This is a genomic window from Brevibacillus sp. HB1.2, assembly GCF_013332495.1.
Taxonomy (GTDB): Bacteria; Bacillota; Bacilli; order Brevibacillales; family Brevibacillaceae; genus Brevibacillus; species Brevibacillus porteri.
The window spans coordinates 21,658-42,192 of record NZ_JABMIU010000024.1 but is presented as its reverse complement, the minus strand read 5'-3'; the positions used below and the strand labels follow the sequence as shown (position 1 = coordinate 42,192).

The 20,535-nt window shown below is 45.1% G+C and carries 25 protein-coding genes; 5 read left to right on the top strand and 20 right to left on the bottom strand.

Annotated features, from left to right (window positions below; genetic code table 11):
• Nucleotides 1-39: 39 nt before the first annotated feature.
• Nucleotides 40-495, top strand: a complete 456-nt coding sequence (locus tag HPY28_RS28740; protein WP_017246815.1) for a hypothetical protein — start codon at nt 40-42, stop codon at nt 493-495.
• Nucleotides 496-564: 69 nt separating this feature from the next.
• On the opposite strand, the gene HPY28_RS28735 is transcribed toward HPY28_RS28740, so the two are convergent.
• From HPY28_RS28735 to ychF, 10 genes are all read right to left on the bottom strand, one after another.
• Nucleotides 565-780 (bottom strand): hypothetical protein, encoded by a 216-nt coding sequence (locus tag HPY28_RS28735; RefSeq protein ID WP_020477510.1) that lies wholly within the window; start codon nt 778-780, stop codon nt 565-567.
• A 131-nt stretch (nt 781-911) separates the two neighbouring features.
• Entirely contained in the window at nt 912-2,198 is a 1,287-nt protein-coding gene (locus HPY28_RS28730; RefSeq protein ID WP_017246817.1) for an adenylosuccinate synthase, read from the bottom strand.
• A 181-nt stretch (nt 2,199-2,379) separates the two neighbouring features.
• Nucleotides 2,380-3,729 carry a replicative DNA helicase gene (gene dnaB / locus HPY28_RS28725; protein ID WP_174231880.1) on the bottom strand — a complete coding sequence of 450 codons (1,350 nt, stop codon included), beginning with the start codon at nt 3,727-3,729 and terminating at the stop codon, nt 2,380-2,382.
• Nucleotides 3,730-3,753: 24 nt separating this feature from the next.
• Nucleotides 3,754-4,197: a 50S ribosomal protein L9 gene (gene rplI, locus HPY28_RS28720; protein ID WP_017246819.1), complete on the bottom strand. Its 444-nt coding sequence runs from the start codon at nt 4,195-4,197 to the stop codon at nt 3,754-3,756.
• A 26-nt stretch (nt 4,198-4,223) separates the two neighbouring features.
• Nucleotides 4,224-6,161, bottom strand: a complete 1,938-nt coding sequence (locus HPY28_RS28715) for a DHH family phosphoesterase (RefSeq protein WP_174231879.1) — start codon at nt 6,159-6,161, stop codon at nt 4,224-4,226.
• Nucleotides 6,162-6,165: 4 nt separating this feature from the next.
• On the bottom strand, nt 6,166-7,104 hold the full coding sequence (locus tag HPY28_RS28710; RefSeq protein WP_174231878.1) for a DUF2232 domain-containing protein: 939 nt from the start codon (nt 7,102-7,104) through the stop codon (nt 6,166-6,168).
• A 101-nt stretch (nt 7,105-7,205) separates the two neighbouring features.
• Nucleotides 7,206-7,436 (bottom strand): 30S ribosomal protein S18, encoded by a 231-nt coding sequence (gene rpsR, locus HPY28_RS28705; RefSeq protein WP_016739387.1) that lies wholly within the window; start codon nt 7,434-7,436, stop codon nt 7,206-7,208.
• Nucleotides 7,437-7,476: 40 nt separating this feature from the next.
• A complete protein-coding gene (locus HPY28_RS28700; protein WP_016739386.1) occupies nt 7,477-7,956 on the bottom strand; it encodes a single-stranded DNA-binding protein in 480 nt (159 codons plus the stop codon).
• Between the two features lie 29 nt (nt 7,957-7,985).
• On the bottom strand, nt 7,986-8,273 hold the full coding sequence (gene rpsF, locus HPY28_RS28695) for a 30S ribosomal protein S6 (RefSeq protein ID WP_007720183.1): 288 nt from the start codon (nt 8,271-8,273) through the stop codon (nt 7,986-7,988).
• A 143-nt stretch (nt 8,274-8,416) separates the two neighbouring features.
• Nucleotides 8,417-9,517, bottom strand: a complete 1,101-nt coding sequence (gene ychF / locus HPY28_RS28690) for a redox-regulated ATPase YchF (protein WP_017246821.1) — start codon at nt 9,515-9,517, stop codon at nt 8,417-8,419.
• A 352-nt stretch (nt 9,518-9,869) separates the two neighbouring features.
• Here ychF and HPY28_RS28685 point away from each other — a divergent pair, with 352 nt between their 5' ends.
• A complete protein-coding gene (locus HPY28_RS28685; protein ID WP_174231877.1) occupies nt 9,870-10,736 on the top strand; it encodes a stalk domain-containing protein in 867 nt (288 codons plus the stop codon).
• 94 nt (nt 10,737-10,830) lie between these two features.
• On the opposite strand, the gene HPY28_RS28680 is transcribed toward HPY28_RS28685, so the two are convergent.
• The 3 genes from HPY28_RS28680 to HPY28_RS31015 form a co-directional block, all read right to left on the bottom strand.
• A complete protein-coding gene (locus HPY28_RS28680; protein ID WP_174231876.1) occupies nt 10,831-11,256 on the bottom strand; it encodes a cell wall hydrolase in 426 nt (141 codons plus the stop codon).
• Nucleotides 11,257-11,386: 130 nt separating this feature from the next.
• Nucleotides 11,387-11,602 carry a hypothetical protein gene (locus HPY28_RS28675; RefSeq protein ID WP_174231870.1) on the bottom strand — a complete coding sequence of 72 codons (216 nt, stop codon included), beginning with the start codon at nt 11,600-11,602 and terminating at the stop codon, nt 11,387-11,389.
• Nucleotides 11,545-11,784: a sigma factor-like helix-turn-helix DNA-binding protein gene (locus HPY28_RS31015; protein ID WP_174231875.1), complete on the bottom strand. Its 240-nt coding sequence runs from the start codon at nt 11,782-11,784 to the stop codon at nt 11,545-11,547. Before HPY28_RS31015 ends, HPY28_RS28675 begins: the two co-directional genes overlap by 58 nt.
• 519 nt (nt 11,785-12,303) lie before the next feature.
• Here HPY28_RS31015 and HPY28_RS28665 point away from each other — a divergent pair.
• Nucleotides 12,304-12,927, top strand: a complete 624-nt coding sequence (locus HPY28_RS28665) for an NAD(P)-dependent oxidoreductase (protein ID WP_173623511.1) — start codon at nt 12,304-12,306, stop codon at nt 12,925-12,927.
• Between the two features lie 67 nt (nt 12,928-12,994).
• On the opposite strand, the gene pepF is transcribed toward HPY28_RS28665, so the two are convergent.
• Nucleotides 12,995-14,905: an oligoendopeptidase F gene (gene pepF / locus HPY28_RS28660; RefSeq protein ID WP_017246823.1), complete on the bottom strand. Its 1,911-nt coding sequence runs from the start codon at nt 14,903-14,905 to the stop codon at nt 12,995-12,997.
• A gap of 357 nt (nt 14,906-15,262) precedes the next feature.
• Here pepF and HPY28_RS31010 point away from each other — a divergent pair, with 357 nt between their 5' ends.
• The gene (locus HPY28_RS31010; protein WP_017246824.1) at nt 15,263-15,349 is read left to right on the top strand and encodes a YjcZ family sporulation protein; all 87 of its coding nucleotides are present in this window, start codon (nt 15,263-15,265) and stop codon (nt 15,347-15,349) included.
• A gap of 216 nt (nt 15,350-15,565) precedes the next feature.
• Here HPY28_RS31010 and HPY28_RS28650 read toward each other — a convergent pair whose 3' ends face one another.
• The 4 genes from HPY28_RS28650 to HPY28_RS28635 form a co-directional block, all read right to left on the bottom strand.
• Nucleotides 15,566-16,345, bottom strand: coding sequence for an Ig-like domain-containing domain (locus HPY28_RS28650; RefSeq protein WP_173623512.1), 780 nt, complete (start codon nt 16,343-16,345; stop codon nt 15,566-15,568).
• A 114-nt stretch (nt 16,346-16,459) separates the two neighbouring features.
• Nucleotides 16,460-16,669, bottom strand: coding sequence for a DUF951 domain-containing protein (locus HPY28_RS28645; RefSeq protein WP_007720174.1), 210 nt, complete (start codon nt 16,667-16,669; stop codon nt 16,460-16,462).
• A 15-nt stretch (nt 16,670-16,684) separates the two neighbouring features.
• Entirely contained in the window at nt 16,685-17,560 is an 876-nt protein-coding gene (locus HPY28_RS28640) for a mechanosensitive ion channel family protein (RefSeq protein ID WP_017246827.1), read from the bottom strand.
• On the bottom strand, nt 17,557-17,838 hold the full coding sequence (locus HPY28_RS28635) for a putative Se/S carrier protein (RefSeq protein ID WP_026042915.1): 282 nt from the start codon (nt 17,836-17,838) through the stop codon (nt 17,557-17,559). Before HPY28_RS28635 ends, HPY28_RS28640 begins: the two co-directional genes overlap by 4 nt.
• A gap of 214 nt (nt 17,839-18,052) precedes the next feature.
• On the opposite strand from HPY28_RS28635, the gene yyaC reads away from it, so the two are divergent.
• Nucleotides 18,053-18,658, top strand: coding sequence for a spore protease YyaC (gene yyaC / locus HPY28_RS28630; RefSeq protein ID WP_017246828.1), 606 nt, complete (start codon nt 18,053-18,055; stop codon nt 18,656-18,658).
• 90 nt (nt 18,659-18,748) lie between these two features.
• Here yyaC and HPY28_RS28625 read toward each other — a convergent pair whose 3' ends face one another.
• Together HPY28_RS28625 and HPY28_RS28620 are read right to left on the bottom strand one after the other, a co-directional pair.
• Nucleotides 18,749-19,648 (bottom strand): diacylglycerol/lipid kinase family protein, encoded by a 900-nt coding sequence (locus HPY28_RS28625; protein ID WP_017246829.1) that lies wholly within the window; start codon nt 19,646-19,648, stop codon nt 18,749-18,751.
• A 167-nt stretch (nt 19,649-19,815) separates the two neighbouring features.
• Nucleotides 19,816-20,529, bottom strand: coding sequence for a DUF554 domain-containing protein (locus HPY28_RS28620; protein WP_017246831.1), 714 nt, complete (start codon nt 20,527-20,529; stop codon nt 19,816-19,818).
• Between the last annotated feature and the right edge of the window lie 6 nt (nt 20,530-20,535).

Below are 20,535 nucleotides of genomic sequence, written 5' to 3'. Positions count from 1 at the left end.
CGACTTTACCATAAGATAAACGACAACATCAAGTGTAAATTGCTGTCGAATAAAAAAATAGCCGTAGAGTCACTATATGTACAAATAATTGGTAGCATTTATCATAACTGGGAGCTGATATATGTGAAGGAACGTAACATTCTTGCAGGATTTCAAACCGAAGACGATGCCCAAGAGGCAGAAAAAGCACTTCGACAAGCTGGTTTTTCCATCATTCAGATCGACAGAATTGGACAATTCCCTGGTGACGGGAATGAACAGATCATGAATCCTATTTCCGGAGATTTTCCCAGCTTGGGCAGCCTTACATTGGCAGGTGACTTCCCAAGCGGCAGGGATGCAAGCATTATGGCAGCAGTAGATCCTGACGCCAGCGGCATGGCAGACCGGAGCGACGATAATTTATATCGGAGTGTCTTATTAACGGCAGTCGTACCAGAAGAACAAGGTGATCTTGCAATCGAGATCATCCGATCGTATGGAGGCATGATCTAAAATAAATATAGCCATCTTCCCTTAACTAACTAGGAAAGATGGCTTATTTCGTTATGGACATCTGTGAACTCACACCTCTTGCATCGAGGTAACGTCTTTTAACGCAAGTCTGCGTATTTTCGTTTTCTCGGCGTCATTTTGTTGTTTGTATGTGGTGATAAAGCATAAGTAGCCATTGTTGAAATGAGTCATGGTTCCCTTGATGACGACGCCATTGATCATCTTTACCTGTACATTTTTGCCCAGCAGCTTCATGGCCTTTTGGTCAAATCCAAAACCCATCATCACTTTTCACCTCTCCATTTCTCCCTATGTCTATCCATATGCCCAGAGGGTGTCGTTTCGTGTCTGTCCGTTGCAAAAAAAAGAAAGCTGCCGATTGATCGACAGCTTTCTTCTATTATATAGTCTATTGCTTATCCGTAAATGCCACGAACAATGACAGTTTGTTCACGATCCGGTCCTACGGAGAAGATCGACATTGGAATACCAGTCAGTTGCGTGATGCGCTCAATGTAGTGACGAGCGTTTTCTGGCAAGTCGTTCAGATTGCGAACGCCTGTGATATCCTCAGTCCAACCTGGCAACTCCTCATAAACTGGCTCACATTTCGCCAGCAGGTTGAGGTTCGCTGGGAACGCTTCGATAACTTCTCCATTGTATTTGTACGCTGTGCAAATACGCAGGGTCTCGATTCCAGACAGGGTATCCAGCTTGGTGATCGCCAAACCAGTGATACCACTGACACGACGAGCATGACGAACAACAACACTGTCAAACCAGCCTACGCGGCGTGGACGACCTGTTGTCGTACCATATTCGAATCCAACCTCACGAATATGGTCGCCAGTTGCATCAGTCAGCTCTGTCAGGAACGGACCATCACCTACACGCGTCGTGTAAGCTTTTGCAACCCCGATTACTTGGTGAATCTTAGTTGGTCCTACACCAGAACCGATAGTCACGCCACCCGCAATTGGGTTGGAGGACGTTACGTAAGGATACGTACCTTGGTCAATATCCAGCAATACGCCTTGTGCACCTTCAAACAATACGCGGTTGCCGCTATCAATGGAATCATTGAGGACAACAGATGTATCAGTTACGTAAGGACGAATGATTTCTGCCAGAGCCAAGTATTCATCCAGAATTTCTTGAAGCTCAAAGCCAGTTGTGTTGTACATTTTCTCCAGCAGCATGTTTTTCTCTGCCAGGTTGCGCTCGAGCTTGCGAGCAAACTCTTCGCTATCCAACAAGTCAGCGATACGAATACCGATACGTGCTGCTTTATCCATGTAAGCAGGTCCGATACCTTTACGGGTTGTACCGATTTTGTTAGCACCGCGGCTATCTTCCTCTACGCCATCCAGCTTGATGTGGTACGGCAGAATCACATGTGCGCGATCACTGATTTTCAAGTTGCTTGTAGAAAAACCGAAGCTATGAATGTACTCCAGCTCTTTTACCAATGCTTTCGGATCGATTACCATACCGTTTCCGATTACGCAGGTCTTGTCACTATAAAAAATTCCGGATGGAATCAAATGCAGCTTATACTTGTTACCATCAAAAATAATGGTATGGCCTGCGTTGTTACCGCCTTGGTAACGAGCCACTACCTCTGCACTTTCAGCTAGATAGTCTGTAATTTTACCTTTACCTTCATCGCCCCACTGGGTTCCGACGACAACGACTGTTGACATCGAAAAACACCTCCTGATATTATCATGTCTTTTCGGGCCTGAAACAATCTAAGTTTACTAAACGAGACTCCCCATGTCAACGCTAAATACGAACATTCATATAGTTAGTTCTTAATATGTTCGGCAATTCAATATAGAAAAAAAAGCCGGAATTTCTCCGGCTTTTTTTCCATTCCAACTATTAACCTGCTTGATTTCGAAAGCGATGATCCAAGTTAACAAACTTGTTGAATTCTTTCAAGAACGCCAACTCCACCGTCCCGGTCGGGCCGTTACGCTGTTTGGCGATAATGACTTCGATGACATTCTTGTTTTCTGATTCCTTGTCATAGTAGTCATCACGGTACAAGAAGGCAACGATATCGGCGTCCTGCTCAATCGACCCCGACTCACGGATATCAGACATCATCGGTCGCTTGTCCTGCCGTTGCTCTACACCACGGCTCAACTGCGACAGGGCAATAACTGGCACGTTCAGCTCACGCGCGATCCCTTTTAGCGTACGCGAGATCTCAGATACTTCCTGCTGACGGTTATCTCCTTTGCCTCGTCCATGAATCAGCTGAAGGTAGTCGATCAGGATCAGTCCCAAGCCCTTCTCTGTTTGAAGGCGACGGCATTTCGCCCGGATATCCTGTACAGTAACCCCGGGTGAATCGTCGATGTAAATCGGCGCTTTCGCCAGCGTACCAATTGCCATCGTTAGCTTTTGCCAATCATCTTCCTCCAGTGACCCTGAACGCATCCGGGACGCATCCAGATTGCCCTCCGCACAAATCATACGCTGTACCAACTGAGGAGCCCCCATCTCCAAGGAGAAGATGGCTACGGTCTCACCTGCACGAGCTGCTACGTTTTGGGCGAGATTCAAGGCAAAAGCCGTCTTCCCTACGGAAGGACGGGCTGCCAAGATAATCAGGTCACTGCGCTGCAATCCTGCTGTCATCTTGTCCAAATCCGTATATCCCGTAGAAATCCCCGTAATATCACCGCGTCGCTGACTCAAAAACTCAATCCGCTCATACGTTTCCAGAAGGGCATCACGAATCGGTGTAAAACCGCCACTGTTGCGATTTTGACCGATCTCCATGATGTACTTCTCCGCATCCGCGATGATCTGCGTGACATCATCTTCACGGGAATATCCGTCATTGGCAATCTTGGTAGCTGTATGAATCAATCGCCGAAGCAGCGATTTTTCTTCTACAATTTTTGCGTAGTATTCGATATTGGCAGCCGTTGGAACTGAGCTAGCGATTTCCGTGAGATACGTAACGCCACCGATTTCATCCAACAGCTTGTGGTCCTGTAGATCCGCTGTAACAGTAACCAGATCGACAGGTTCGCCTTTTTCATACAGGTCCACCATCGTTTGAAAGATGCGCTGATGCGCTGTCTTGTAAAAATCCTCCGGACGGAGAATCTCAATGGCCGTGATTAAAGCTTCCTTAGACAAGAACACGGCACCCAGTACCGATTGTTCCGCTTCCTTGTTCTGTGGCGGCACACGATCCAAAAACAGGTCGCTCACGTCACACCCCCCACAATTGAGACATTATTCTTCCACAACGTGTACTTTCAGAGTCACAGTTACTTCGTTGTGCAGTTTTACTTTGATTTGCGTCACGCCCAAAGCACGGATGGCATCCATTTCGAGCTTACGCTTGTCTACTTTGATTTTATACTGATCTTCCAGCGCTTGCGCTACTTGTTTGCTGGAAATTGCACCGAACAAGCGACCACCTTCGCCTGCTTTTCCTACTACTTTCACTGTCAGCTCTTCCAGCTTTTTGCCCAGCTCCTGAGCATCCAGCTTTTCTTGCTCCTTGCGCTTATCTTCGCTGCGCTTTTGAGCGTCGAGCGTTTTCACGTTGCTATCTGTCGCTTCTTTTACCAGCTTCTTTGGCAACAAGAAGTTGCGTACATAGCCCTCTGACAAATCCTTAACTTCGCCTTTTTTCCCTTGGCCTTTTACATCTTGAAGAAAAATGACTTTCATCATCGTTTCCCCCTTTATATTTTGGCCTATACGACCGAGTCAATCGCTTCTTTCAAACGACGTGTAGCTTCTTTTATTGATATGCCTTGAATTTGTGTCGCAGCACCAGTGAGGTGACCGCCTCCACCCAGCAGTTCCATGATGGACTGAACATTGATATCGCCCAGAGAACGTCCACTGATCAAGATTGTATCGTCGGATCGCTCTGCAACAACAAACGACGCCTGGATACCTGACAAAGTGAGTAGCTGCTCAGCAGCTTGCGCCACCTGTACCTGCGTGTAATCCTCGGACGGATCGCCTATGGCAATCGCCATGTTGTCGCGGTACGTTTCCGTGTTCATGATGATTTTTGCCCGCTTCACATACTGTCCCAGATCTTCCTTCAACAGACGCTGGACAGCCGCGGTATCGGCCCCGTTACGGCGAAGGAAAGACGCCGCTTCAAAGGTCCGTGAACCTGTGCGGAAGGCAAAGCTTTTGGTATCCACCACAATCCCTGCTAACAGTGCCGTTGCTATCAGATTGTCGATATTCAATCGCTCGCTCTGATATTGCAAGAGCTCTGTGACGAGCTCGGCTGTAGAAGAAGCATATGGTTCCAGATACAAGAGTACTGGCTCAATGAACTCCTCTGAACGTCGATGGTGGTCAATCACTACAATTCGGCTCGTTTCCGTCAACAGCTTCGGCTCAATCACCAGCGATGGTCGATGCGTATCAACAACTACCAGCAATGTGCGGCCAGAAATGAGTCGGATCGCCTGTTCTGGCGTGATAAAGGTCTCAGCCAACTCTTCATTGGCATAAATCTCTTTCATCAGACGCTCGACAGAATGATTGCCTTCATCCATGACGATATAAGCCGTTTTGTTGTGCAGCTGCACAGCCTTCAATACACCAAGTGATGCCCCAATGGAATCCATGTCAGGCTGTTTATGCCCCATGACAATGACGTGCTCCGCCTCATGAATGAGATCACGCAAAGCATGTGCAATAACACGAGCCCGGACACGTGTCCGCTTTTCCACCGCATTCGATTTCCCACCGTAGAAAGTGAGCTTGTTGCCAATCTTGACAGCGCACTGGTCGCCACCGCGCCCTAATGCGATATCCAAGCTTGATTGCGCCATTTGTCCCAGTTCAATGTAAGTGGTAGCAGCCGCTCCAACCCCGATACTAAGCGTAATCGGAATTTTGTTGTCAGCCGTCATCTCCCGTACTACATCGAGAATGTCAAATCGCGATTCTTCCAATTTATCAAGTGCTTCCCGTTCCATCAGAGCCAAAAACTTGTCGGCCGTGATTCGGCGAAGATATATGCCATGTTTGTTGGCCCACTCTGTAATCACACCAGCCACGCTTGTAGAGAGCAGCGTACGGCTCTGATCATCCATGACTTGTCCGACCTCGTCCAAATTGTCGAGGTGAATGACGGCAAGTGCAGCCTTTTCTCGATGGTAACGAGTCGTCAATTCTTTGAAGTCCGTAATGTCCTTAAAATACAAAAGGCGCTCATCGGGACGTACAATGACCTCGTATACTCGCTCGTTATAAGTAAACTCCAGCCGTTTTTGCTCCGGCTTCCAAACCAATTGGGGGAATACCTCCTGAAGGCTTTTCCCGATCATGGATTCATCCCCGGACATATGCGTCATATACGGGTTTACCCACTCAATTGCCTTTTCCTCGTTGTATAAAAGAATTCCGATCGGCAGCTCCTGGATAACGCCTTCTCCCGCCTTCTTCACGCGATGGGTAACTGTCGCCAAATACAGGCGCAAGTCTCGTTGGAACCCCTTTTCTGCTTGAAGAGCGTAAAGAACCAAGCCAATCAAGCAAATCATGCCGATCGCCCCGTACATCCAATGGAACAATGTCAAAATCCCCAACAACAGCAAGCTAAAGCTGAGTGCCAGGACCATATGCATCCCGTACCAACGCTTTAACAGGAACTTGGGCATTTCCTCAGCCCCTCTTCACTCTTGTTTCCAGTTTTTCACGCAAACGAATTCCTAGGTCAAATATCCCTACTAGACTAAGTACTAGACTAAGTGCAGTAAGTATAGTAGGTAAAATACTTGGAGGGAGAAGAATAAATAGACAGACAACGAGCGCAATAGTCCATCCCTTCCACCCGTACAAATAGGCAGCAAATAGACAAAAACTCAAACCCTGCAACACAAAAATAGCATCCAGCATGACTTTCAGGTTCATAAGGGCGATTTCCCAGAATGTGCCCTGCATGCTTTCGGCAAACAACAAAATACTGATCATCGTAATGAAATAGTAATAAAGCAACGATCGAGGGAAGCTCCATTCCCGAATTGGCTTCAAGGCTGGAATCGGTCTGCGCAGACGTCTTCCAATCAGACTCGCCAATCCATGAATAATGGCGCTAGATATAAAGCTAAATATGACGATACTTGTAGGAAGAACAATTTTGCCCTGTGCAATGAGCTGATCATACTCCCCTTTTGGCATCATCACTGATCGCAGTTCAGAAGCTTTTTGCATGATGGCATTGAAATCGACATTCATACCAAATGCCATGAATGCCAGCAGGGAAACGACACTCAAAAAGGCAACGCCCGCCCCTGCCACAATCGCCGGAAGTGCAGATTCCTTTTTCTGATAGACAATTCCCATGATCGAACCCCACACGGCATTTGAAAAAGCAAACACAGCTGCCAATGGACCAGTAATGATCCAGCCCAGAAACGTAAAGGCAAGGGAGATCCAAACCATGTTAGGTACTGTTCGATTTACTGCCAAAAGGATAAAAGGCAGAGGTATCAAGAAACTGACGAGTCCTCCCAGTATGGTATATGTACTGAGAAACAGCAGCACCAGTGCGATACCCAGCATAAGGGCATTTTCAGCCAAGTGTTTCGTTTTGGACGGCATGTCAGCACCTCATTATTCATGTCTCATGTACACTTTCCATAGAAAACTATGGAAAAAAGAGGGCCACGCAATTGTGCCCCTCTTTGTATAGCTTTTGAAAATTATTCAGCAGTGTAAGGCAACAGTGCTACTTGACGGGATCGCTTGATTGCGATTGTCAGTGCACGTTGATACTTCGCAGAAGTACCAGTTACACGACGTGGCAAGATTTTGCCGCGTTCGCTGATGAACTTTTTCAGCAAGTCAACATCTTTATAATCGATGTGCTTGATTTTGTTCACTTTAAAGAAGCATACTTTACGACGCTTATTAGGACGTCCTTTGCGTGCCATGATAGTCCCTCCCTCTTAGGAATGTGAAAGTTATACGATCTTAGAACGGCAAGTCATCATCTGAAATGTTGATCGGCTTGCCTGCACTCGCGAAAGGATCACCAAACGGATCATAGTCATTATTTCGTTGACCGGATGGTTTGTTACCGCCACCCATGCCTGGTCCTGGATCGTATCCTGAATTGTCTCCGCCGGATTCATTGCCTCGACCGCCCAAAAATTGAACGTTCTCCGCAACGACTTCCGTCACGTATACCTTTTTACCTTCTTTATTATCATAGGAACGTGTTTGCATACGTCCTTCGATGGCTGCTTGTCTACCTTTACGCAAATAGCTTGCGCACAGGTCGGCAAGTTTTTGCCAAGCGACAATGTTAATGAAGTCCGTTTCTCTCTCACCCGCTTGATTGGTGCGGGGACGATTGACGGCCACAGTAAAAGTAGCAACGGCAACGCCATTTGGCGTGTAGCGAAGTTCAGGATCTTTCGTCAGGTTGCCGATGAGAATGACTTTATTCATCTTGGTTCCCCCTCTGATCGCGACAATGATTACTTCTCATCACGAACAAACATAAAGCGGATTACGTCGTCATTGATTTTCATCAGACGCTCAGCTTCCGCAACAGCATCGGAGTTCGCTTTGAAGTTCATCAAAACGTAGTAACCTTCACGGAACTTGTTGATCTCGTACGCAAGACGACGTTTACCCATTTCTTGAAGCTTAGAGATTTCGCCACCATAGTTAGTTACAACATCGCTGTAACGAGCTACATTGGATTTTACTTTCTCTTCTTCAAGGTCTGGACGCAATACATACATTACTTCGTATTGGCGCATACCTTTTCACCTCCTTATGGACTTTAGCGGCCCTGTTCGGGCAAGGAGCGAGTGCTAAAACGAAACGCACAAAACATGCACTCCATAAATACTCGCATTATCGTATTATAGCAAACTGCCTAGTTCGAATCAAGAATTTCGTACTAAACATTGAAGCGGAAATGCATAACATCTCCATCTGCCACTACGTACTCTTTCCCTTCAAGACGGTACTTCCCACGTTCTCTGGCTACTGCTACGGAGCCAGCATCTACCAGATGATCATACGCAATCACTTCGGCACGAATGAAGCCGCGCTCGAAATCAGTATGAATGACGCCTGCTGCTCCTGGAGCCTTTGTACCCTGACGGATGGTCCAAGCGCGTACTTCTTGTACACCTGCTGTGAAGTATGTTACCAATCCCAGCAGCTTGTAAGCAGCACGAATCAAGCGGTCGAGACCAGACTCAGAAAGTCCCAACTCTTCCAAGAACATTTCTTTGTCTTCGCCCTCGAGCTCAGCAATTTCTGCTTCCACCTTCGCGCTGATGACAACCACTTCTGCGCCTTCACCCGCTGCATGCTGACGAACTGTCTGCACATGCGGGTTGTTGTCTGCATCGTTAATGCCGTCTTCTGCTACGTTGCACACGTACAGCATTGGCTTGATTGTCAGAAGATGCAAATCACGAATCCATTTGCGCTCTTCGTCATCGAGTTCAACACTGCGAGCAGATTGACCCTCTTCAAATGCTGCTTTCAATTTCTCCAGCACGTCCAGCTCTTGCTTGGATTCCTTGTCGCCGGATTTCACTTTGCGTGCAATTCGGTCAATACGACGATCAACAGAGTCCAGATCAGCAAAAATCAGCTCCAGGTTGATTGTCTCGATATCGCTCAAAGGATCGACACGACCTGATACGTGAGTGATGTTCTCATCTTCAAAGCAACGTACAACATGAGCAATCGCGTCCACTTCACGGATGTGTCCAAGGAACTGGTTGCCAAGTCCTTCGCCTCTGCTCGCGCCTTTTACCAAACCTGCAATGTCTACGAACTCAAACGCAGTTGGAACTACCTTGTTTGGTACAACGATCTGTGTCAGCTTTTCCAGACGCTCGTCTGGTACCTCTACGATCCCTACGTTCGGGTCAATCGTACAGAACGGGTAGTTAGCCGATTCAGCGCCCGCTTGTGTAATGGCATTAAACAATGTCGATTTTCCTACGTTAGGAAGACCTACAATCCCGCATGATGCACCCATCTATATACACCTCGTTCATTTATTATCCAACTCAAATAGTCTATCACATTCTGTCATTGCGTCCAATCAGCCATTAACTTGAAAACAATGAATACGATTTAAACTAGTAAACACCCCGTCTCCTAAAATAAGGTTGGGTTAAATAGGCTACTCACACGCTATTCCCATTTCGTGAGCCGATAGAAGTAGGTAATAAATACCTTTTTTAGCAGTAGGTGGATTCGTGATATAAATACGAGGTATAATAAAGCTAAATGTACCTATAACAGAGAGCGGAGAACAACTAGATTGGACGAATGCTGCGTACCATGTTCCATGGGAAGTCGAGCAGAGAAATAAGAGGAGGAGTAAAATGTTACTTAAAAAATCAAAAATAATGATTACTTTATCGCTTTTGTCAATCGTTTTCTTTAGTTTTTGGATTAATGATAGTAATGCCGTACAACAAAAAATATCTATTTATCTTAATGGTGAACAAAAGACAGCTTGGGATCCCCAATTCCTAAATGGGCGTGTCTATGTACCAGCTAAGTTAATTGCGGAATCTCTAGGTTCTAAAGTAAGTTGGGATGACAACAAAAAGACAGTTGATATTAACGCTGATATCAAAATGATTGCTTCTATTCCAGAAGAAGAAATTTACGTATATGCTTTAAATAAAAATGAAAACATGTATAAGGATTTAATAGTAAGCATTAATGGGGTTAAAAAAGTTTTTGATTGGGAAACCATTGCAAAGATTGAAGATTTACCTCAATTGCATTATTTAGATTTAAATAATGATCAAAAAAAAGAATTGGTTATTATTTTAAGTAAAGGTCATGGGACAGGTTTTTCTAACAAAACAATTCATATTGTAAATCCTGAAAACTTTACTGAGTATCATATAGAAAATCCATTAGATATCATTAAAAACAACGTTACAACAAAAATAATATCTGATACTGAAGTGGACATAAAAATAGGCGAAACTATTTCAAACATAAAGTTAAAGGATATCCCTTTTAAATTGTCCAAACTTATTCCTGAGAAAATTTCTGAAATTAGTTATGGAAATCTTATTTATTATGAAATCTCAAATCATACAATAAAGGCCATCATTGGTGTGGAAGGTGATTATTTGAAATATGTAGGAGACATAACCATTGAATATGATTTTAAAGATGGCAAATTCAAAATGAAAAATATTTCATTTAAAAAAACAAGCGAGACGAACTAAGTAATATTTCACAGCCCCTTGTATATAAAAAATAGGGAGTGTCACCAGACTACTACAAAGTAGTAAGGCGACACTCCCTTATCATTATCTTCAATTAATAATTGAAAAACCAATGATTCCCAAGTTGAAAGATATCTTTTGCTTTCGAAGATTTAGGTTTATTTGGCAAGAAGTATAGCCGGTTACCAATCGGATTATGCTGTTTAGCCATATCCGAAGCGATAGAAAGTGATTCCTCCCACGCTTGCGAATTTATATCTGGTTCCCGTGCCCTTTTCGTTGTCATACCTTCAAATTGACTTTCAGCTAACAATACCGCTTCATAAGTTTCACCAAATCGTCCATCAGCTTTTCTATTTTTAGCTACATGTGCAACTCCTTGTTTGCCTACGTACTCTTCCCCTTCGGCCTCACTATAAATCATTCTTGCGAGCAAATCCACGCTATCTCTACCTTTAAATTCCGAAAGATCCCACTTATCCTTCCCTTTATTCGCTATTGGTTCTCCGTACGTTGCCATAATTATCATTCTCCTTTTTGAGTTTCATTGATAAGCAACAGTTTTTGACCGGTCAATGTCGCCTTCACCTATCTAGGAAAAAAACAGGGGTACAACGGAACAGCTTATACGAAAAAAATGCGTAAATTTTTCATCCCCTGATTTTCTCAATAAACTGCGCTGTAATCTCCTGAATCCCCTCCTCTTTCGGGAGCTTAAGAAAACCAGCTAGGGAGTCAATTTCAGATCGCATCTCTTCCAAAACTCTTAGTAATGCCTCATTATCACCCTCTTTTGCTTGCTCCAACTTTAAACTGAATGCGTTATTACATAATTGTGTAGTTTCTTTAGGCCCCGATTTTTGCATTGATTCACGCCTCTTTCCCCCATTTGTAAACTTTCTCCGACCTCTTTTGCTGTGAAGCCTTCCAGTACAACCTTTCGAATTACGTATCTTTCCTTTTCACTAGAAAGTTGCTGTAACAGTTCCTCAACATAAAGACTATGGTCCTTATCAATCGTTCCTTGTTGCTTGCCAAAGTCGTCCAAGATCGGGCACTCATTACTCAACCGTTTTCTCTCTCGATAGTTCAGGTTCCAAGCAATACGTCGCAGTATTTTTCTGCATTCCTCTCTCGTCAAACGCTCACCTACTTTCCTGTTATGAAAGTTATAAGAACAAGATCGTACGTTCGGTTCTTAGAACAAAAAAATAAACGTACCAGCTTTACACTGGCACGTCTCTAATCAGCGCTTCCCATGCTGAGCACTAACAATAATTTTTACAGTTCTTCGTTCATAGTTTTATCCCCCTTCTGTAGTTTTTGTTCAACCAGCCTGCGTACCTCTGTGAAATTCCTGCTGCCCAAGCGGTTTCATTTCTATTTTTTTTATCTTACCAAATCATTCAATTCCATCACTGAAAACGTCTGATATGTAAATTTATGTAAAAGTATGTAATATTACACACTACCTTTCAGGTGGTGGGACAAAAAAAGAAATGCTAGACTGAAAAAAACTTGTTCTTTGAAATATCTCGACATTTTCATAAAAGAGGTGACTACAAAAATGAAGCTCTTACTTCTCGGTGCCACTGGTCGCGTAGGAAGCCATATCCTCGACTATGCATTAAAAGATGGGCATGAAATAACCGTGCTCGTTCGCTCAGCAGACAAGCTCGCTCACCTAGCTGCTGAAAACCTGCGTGTCCTGACGGGAAATGTCCTCGATCAAAAAGATGTTGCATCAGCCATGCGTGGAGTTGACGCGGTCATTAGCGCACTCGGAACAGACAAGGCAACGACGTTATCCGAGGGAACTCCTTATATAATTGAAGCAATGAAGCGAGAAGACGTTACACGCATTATTACGGTGGGCACCGCCGGCATCTTGCAAAGCAGAGTTTCTCCTGACCTGCTCCGCTATCAATCCAGTGAGTCCAGACAAAAATTGACGCGTGCTGCCGAGGAACATCACAAGGCATACTCGCTCTTGGAACAGTCCGAGCTCGATTGGACCATTGTATGTCCGACATATTTGCCTGATGGAGAGTATACTGGCAGTTACCGGGCCGAGGCTCACCAGCTGCCTGTAGATGGGATGCAAATCTCCGTGCCGGATACGGCGGAGTTTACGTATCAGCAGCTTTCTACTTCCGAATACATACGAGCGCGAGTCGGCATTGCCTATTGATACATACAGGAAAAAAACAGGCTCCTATCCGTAATGGAAGGGAGCCTGTTTTGCTTCTGCCGTTTCTTTACTTCTCGTTTACCAGCTTTTCCAGCTCATTCAATGTCTCTTCAAAGATTTCCATTGCTTGCTCGATTGGCTGGGACGTGGACATGTCCACACCTGCTGCTTTCAGTACCTCGATAGGCGGAGCAGAGTTACCCGCTTCGAGGAAGTTTTTGCGAACTCGATCCACTGCTGGCTGACCTTCATCCATGATTTGCTTCGCTAATGCTTGTGCAGCGGCAAAGCTCGTCGAGTATTGATAGACGTAGTATTTATAGTTATAGAAATGGCTCACACGTGCCCATTCCATACCGATTTCCTCATCGGAAACCATGTCTTTTCCGTAGTACTTTTTGTTGATGTCGAGGTAGATCTTCTTGATCGCTTCCGCATTCAGAGATTCCCCAGCTTGCTCCTTCTCGTGAATCGCTCTCTCGAACTCCGCGAACTGCGTCTGACGGAACAGCGTGGAACGGAAGTTTTCCAGATAGTGATTCAAGAGATACATCTTCTCTTCTTTCGTCTTCGCCTTCGCGTACATGCTCTTGAACAGCAGGGTTTCATTCATGGTTGAAGCTACTTCTGCCGTAAAGATTGGATAGTTGGACGAAATGTACGGCTGGTTTTTGTTCGTGTAATACGACTGCATGGCATGTCCCATCTCATGGGCGATGGTATACACATCATCGAGCGTACCTTGGTGATTCAACAGTACGAATGGATGTGTGTCATATGCCCCCCATTGGTAAGCACCGGTGCGCTTGTCATCCGTGGAATAGACATCTACCCAGCCGCCATCCAGGCCGTCAGACATTGCCTTCACATAGTCATCACCCATTACCTGTAACCCATTAACGACAATTTTCTTTCCTTCGTCGAAGGAAATATATTTGTCATCAGATGGAACGATCGGCACGTAAATGTCGTACATGTGCAATTCCTTCACGCCAAGCATTTTCTTTTTCAAAGAAATGTAGCGATGCAGCAATGGTAGATTGTCATTCACCGTGTCAATCAGCTCATCATACACCTTCGTCGGTACGTTGTTCGGTGTCAGGCTTGCTTCCAGTGCAGAATCGTAATTGCGTACAGCTGCGTAAAAATTATCGCCCTTTACTTTGGCAGCCAACGTCGATGCAAACGAGTCTTGGAAATTGATCAGTGCACCATAGTACGCTTTAAACGCTTCTCTGCGCACATTTTGATCCTTGCTTTCCAGATAGGAAATGAAATTGGCACGCGTCAACTGAACTTCCTTGCCTGTCTCATCCTTGATTTTAGGGAACCTCACGTCTTTGGACAGCATGCTGTAAATGTTTGTCGGTGCACCACCCAACGGAGAAGATTTTGCCAAGAGCTGCTCCATATCCGCAGAGAGTGAGTACGGCTTCGTTCTCAGCATGTCTTCGATAAACAGCTTGTAAGGCTCAAGCTCCTTTTCGGATAGCAAGCTCTTTATTTTGTCATCGGGAATCGCAACGATTTCAGGCTGTACCCACGAGGTTTTTTCTGTGACAAGCGTAGACATTTTCTCACCACGGTCTCCCAGCTTTTGCAGATCAGGATTCGCGGAGTTTACATCGAGAGACATATTTGCGTACACGTATGCTTTGTCATTTAAACGCATCAATTCAACATAGTCATCGAATGCCGCCTGCATCGCAGCAGATGATGTACCCAGCTTGCCTTGGTGCTTTGTGAAAGCGTTTGCCAAAGATTCAACCTTAGCAACATCCTTTTCCCATTCCTTAACAGTCGGATAAATATGATCTAGCTTCCACTTGTACGCATCTGGGATCTCAGCGCGAGTTTGATAAGAAGGCTTCTCAGCAGCAAGAGCTACCGCCTGCGTGCTGTAAGGAATGAATGGTACGGATACTGTCGACAATGCAATGGCCAAAGCCGTAACTGATGCAAATACTTGCTTCTTCAAATCTCAATCGCCCCTTTTCTTCTATCTATTTTTGCCAAAATTATAAGTGTGTAATTATATTTTCACCTGCCAAATTCCTTCTTACTAATAAAAATTTTTCAAATATTCAATAACAACCGTCAATTTATCCAGAGAAAATCCCCTTTTGTGGATAAGTCTGTGGATAAGTATTTACTAACAACTTTTTATCCCCCACAACGATTGCAGACACTCCTTTTTTATGCAAAAAGTTGTCCACATTTTCTGTGGATATGCTGTGAATAACTTATTTTCTTTGGAACTAGGGCATCCGCCTATACCTCATATTGGGTTCCTACATAGCATGAGTATTGAAACTACGGTAGGAGGTGTTAGCAAGTGGGTATCTTTAACGGCTTCGACGATTTCGCGCTGATCTTGGTTCTGTTCATCCTTCTCGTTATCGTAGGTTGCGACTGCGACTAACCTACTCCGCTGCCATCCAGCCTATCTGAAGGTAAGCTTGCATCCTCAGCAGCCTTACCTTCTCCATTGCACATAGATCATAACCAGGCGATGCAGCCCAGGGATAATGATCAGTCATAGCCTAAGTACCACCACCGGGAGATACATGTAATCGTACAAAATGAAAAAGGATGCGCCTCTATTGGCTGCATCCTTTTTTTTACCCACATGCTTGAATTATTTAGATCCTGTCTGAAAAGTTATCCACTGCACTTGATTTACATTACCTGCTGTGTCCTTTACCAAACCCATAATGAGACTTACCTGATATCTCGTATGTGGCTGCCATTTTCCTTTTGGCTTCACAGACAACATCCGCTTGCTTTTGTTCCACGTAATGGTATGCGGAACGATAACCCCTTTTTCATCTGTCACGCGAACTAATGGCCCGGCCGTTTTGCTGGAGAGGACTCCACCACCAACCAAAGCAATCTCTTCTGCAAACTGGAGTGTCACTTTATTCTGGAGCCCTACATTTTTTGCCCCGTGACCAGGCAATATGACTGCTTGTGGAGCGATATTATCCACAGGTTTTTTCGTTTGAAACGTGCTGGTCAGCTCTGGATTCAAATTACCGCGCTGATCCTTCACTTTTTTGGCCAGCAAGCTTATTCGATAAGACGCCCCTGCTTCCAGATTTCCTATCGGATCAATCGTCATGCTTCGATCTGTTTTGTTCCATTTTGCCGTAAAACGAACCTTCTTTTTTTTCGCATCCGTGAGCGAAATGATCGAGAGACCAGATTTGTCAGTGAGCTCTTGACCATTTTTCAACGATACTGTTCCCGAAAATGTCAGTGTAATGATTTCATCCGGGTCTATTTCTGCCGATTTGTCAGCCAGGGATATTCTCACTCCCCATTCGTTTGCTGACTTTGCCCACACTCCCTGTGATGGAAGTAGGAAAATCGCAAGCACTACTACCCACTGCAACCACCGAACACTCATCTTTTCCATCGAACCCCTCCCGTCTATAACGACAAAGCCCCTCCCTGAAGCATATAAACGCGTCGCTTCATCGTTTACAGGCATTGTAGAAAAAGACAGATGGGTTGATCAAAGAAATATGGTCTATGCTTGCGGTTCTTCCTCTGCGCGAATCAGTATCTTTTTCAGCTTGCGTTCAAACTCTAGTCGTCCAATCATCACACTATGATCGCAACCCGTACATTTGATTCGCACATCCATGCCCATGCGTATGACCTTCCACGCATTCGTGCCACATGGATGTGGCTTTTTCATCTGTACGACATCCCCCAGTCCAAATTGCTTGCGTTCCATTTCTCTTTCTCCTCTCTACACTGTTCCCTTTCCAGACACCGCGACAATTTTGGGATACGGAATTTGAATGCCTCGGTTTGTTAATTCCGTTCTGATCTTCGCACGCAAATTTCGATTGACCCCGTGATGCGTGTTCGGCTTGCACTCAGCCGTAACCCGGATGATGACTTCGGAAGGTCCCAGTGCATGTACTCCCAAAATTTGCGGCTCAGCTACGATATCCGTCAATTCCGTCTGAGCCGATGCCAACACTTCTTTGAGCACAGACTCAACTTGGTTCAGATCTTCTTCATACGCTACAGATACGTCGACAACCGCTAACGTATTTTGCAAAGAAAAGTTGGTCACTTGATTAATCGTGCCGTTTGGAAAGATGTGTACCTCACCCGTCCAGCTTCGCACCTTTGTAATGCGCAGACCAATCTCCTGCACCGTGCCCGTCAAATTGTTGATCGTTACAACGTCTCCGACAGCAAATTGGTCCTCAAAAATAATGAAGAATCCCGTAATGATATCACGAACGAGACTCTGCGCCCCAAAACCAACTGCCAGCCCCAGTACCCCTGCGCTTACCAAAACAGGACGCAAATCAATGCCCAACAGCTGCAAAATCATGAGAATCGCCAAAAAGTAAATGCCATACTGCACGACATTGTTGACAAGAACCCGCATCGTGTCTACTCGACGTTGATCCATTTGAATCTTGCTTCCATGCCGGTGCTGGAACACTTTATTTACGCCTGATTGCACAACCGACACGACGATTCGCGATAACAGGATAATCGCTGCGATTTTCAGTACAGCCATCCCTATATTTACCCACATATCTGCATCGGTCACATACGTATATACTTGGGCATAAATTCTCTCAAAAAAACCAGCCTGATTCATTCCTCCCGCTCCTTCTGCTCCCCGTTTTCGTCGACCTCGCTATACTGGCCAAAAAACTGACGGAAGTATCCTCGTATTACCACTTGTTGTTCCATCATGATCGCTTTCGCTCGTGAGTAATCCGACAGTGGGAACTCAATGGAAAGGGCACAGCCTGCCGTTATTTCTTTCGGTGTTGGTCTTGTATCGATCTCAATATCTTCGTACTCCAGCAGCATTTCTGCCCGCAAGGCTTGCTGCGTGGAATCAAACGCGATCAGCACTGTCTCTCCTCCCATTTCACTCCCCCTCATCTATTTCACACAAACTGCTATAGGCTCCTCTTATTTTACCTGTTCGTTTTCATGCATGCCAGCCTCACTGAGTTTTCAAAACCTACGTAACTTTCCCATTAGCAGGTATAAAAATGTCATATCGGTACGATACTGTGAATACTTTTATATAACCTTTTACAGGTTGGTTTAAGCCAAGTCGGCAAGAGTGGGGGTTTCCATGAGCACATCCGATAATCGCAAGGATTATTCTTTGCCACCTTTTAAAGTGGAATACCGCAGTGAAAACGCAGACGAGCATCTCGCCGGTCACCTTGCACAGCGCTTTCGCTTAAATCGGTTCGATGACGACCTTGTCATTGTATGTATTGGGACAGACCGTTCTACTGGTGATGCTCTAGGCCCATTAGTAGGAACCAAGCTCATCGCACAGTCAACTCGTTTTTTGCAAGTGTACGGAACGCTTGAGGACCCTGTACACGCCATGAATCTTAAGGAAAAATTAGAGCTCATCCAAGCGAATCATCCGACAGCTACACTCATTGCAGTCGATGCCTGTTTAGGTCAATTTAGCCACGTCGGAAACATCAATGTGATTAATGGTCCACTAAAACCAGGGGCTGGTGTTAAAAAAGAGCTACCTCCTGTTGGTTCCTTTCACATTACCGGGATTGTCAACGTAGGAGGATTCATGGAGTATTTTGTCCTTCAAAATACCCGCCTCTCCATCGTCATGAACATGGCAGATATCATAGCTTCCGGACTGGCAAAAGCCGTAACACTGGCTTCTACGCCGAGTCGATTCGATAGTGTCTTATATGATTGACCGTTTCTTTTTGCAAAAGGTTCCATCCCTCTTTAGAAAACTTGCTTTTCGATCTGTTCTCTCCCTCAACGGACGACAGGTCTATTTTTTTTACACAAAAATCGTCAGACGCTTTTCAATCACTTGAGCACTGATCGTCGTTGGCGCTACGCTTTCTCCATCTGCATGGACGGGCAGTTGTCCTGCTGCTTGTATCGTTACCTGCTTGCCCCTATAAAAACGGACACCCGGATGATGACGGTGAGCTCCTGTGAATATTTTCGGGAAAGCTGCTAACAATCCGAATCGACTCATACCACTTACTACGCAAATATCCGCAATCCCATCGTCCGGTATAGCATCGGGGCAAATTAGCATTCCGCCTCCGTAATTCGGAATATTGGCAGCGACAACTAGCCAGACAGCCTTTAATCGAACCTCAAGACCATCAACGTTCAGTACGATGTCACGTGGCTGATACGTAAATACGACGCGAATCACCGATATAATGTAAGCGAGTGCTCCTAGCTTGTACTGATTCAGCCAAGCTTTGTACACAGCTTGATCCGTTATCTTTGCTACCTGTGCATCGAATCCGGCCCCGATTGAATTCGCAGCCACTTCTCCATTCAATAAAATCAGATCGATTCGCTTTTCCCCTTTTTCCGACAGAATTCGTTCTAATGCCTGTAACGGTTTCATCGGAATTCCATGTCCGCGAGCGAAATCATTCCCGGAACCAGCTGGTACCAATCCAAATCGGCAATCTTGATTCGACTCGTATATTCCGTTTATCACGCCTCGGACCGTTCCATCGCCTCCGACAGCAATGATTTTATTTACTCCCTCTTTTTGAATCAGCTCTTTTGATAATTTTTCTGCTTCCCCCTCTCCTGATGTCATCCTGACATGAAAAGGCGCTCCTAGACGTCGTAGCGTTGGCTCAATTTCCCTCCATACTTTCAACCCTGTGCCATTGCCCGATACAGGATTGACGATTACACCCAACATAGTAATTCTCTCCCCAACATGCTGTCATACTGTACTGTTTCGTCCCACTTATCCATACTTGCTCGCAAATCAAGTTTTTGTATCATATTATCGCATGCTATTTTTATCGATGATAGTTGATTTTTCATTAAAAAAGACTCCTCCCGAAGGAAGAGCCTCTGTGCCATCTATGAAAACAGCTTTGAAATCCAATCTATAAAGGGAACTCCGACTGCTGCGATCACTAATGCTGGCATCATGTTGGCTACCCTTATCTGTTTGATCTCCAAGACGTTTAATCCAATGGCAATGATCATCAAGCCACCTACCGCCGTTACTTCTACCAGGATCGCATCCAGCATCGTTTCGCTTACCACACTGTAAATGCGTGTAGATAATAACGCAATCATGCCTTGATATAAAAACACGGGCACAGCCGAAAAGATAACACCGATTCCTAGCGTTGATGTGAAAATGATCGCAGAGAATCCGTCTAGCAATGCTTTCATAAACAATACATCATGGTTGTTACGCAAACCACTGTCCAATGCACCCAGTACAGCCATGGCTCCAATACAGTACACCAGCGTCGTCGTGATAAAACCAGTGGCGATACTGCCTTGGCTTCCCCCAACTTTCCTCTCCAGCCAATGCCCCACATTGTTTAAGCCTTTTTCTATCCCAATCCATTCACCTAGTACTGTTCCTAGCACAATACTGATAATCACGAGTAAAAAATTATCCGAACCCAGGCACATTTTAATGCCCAATATGAATACGGCCAGAGCAATTCCTTGCATGACGGTTTGTCGCATCGACTCCGGAATTCGCTTCAACATTCTGCCTAACAATGCTCCTAAGATGATTGCTCCGGCGTTGACCAATGTTCCAAGCAAGATCACTTGCGC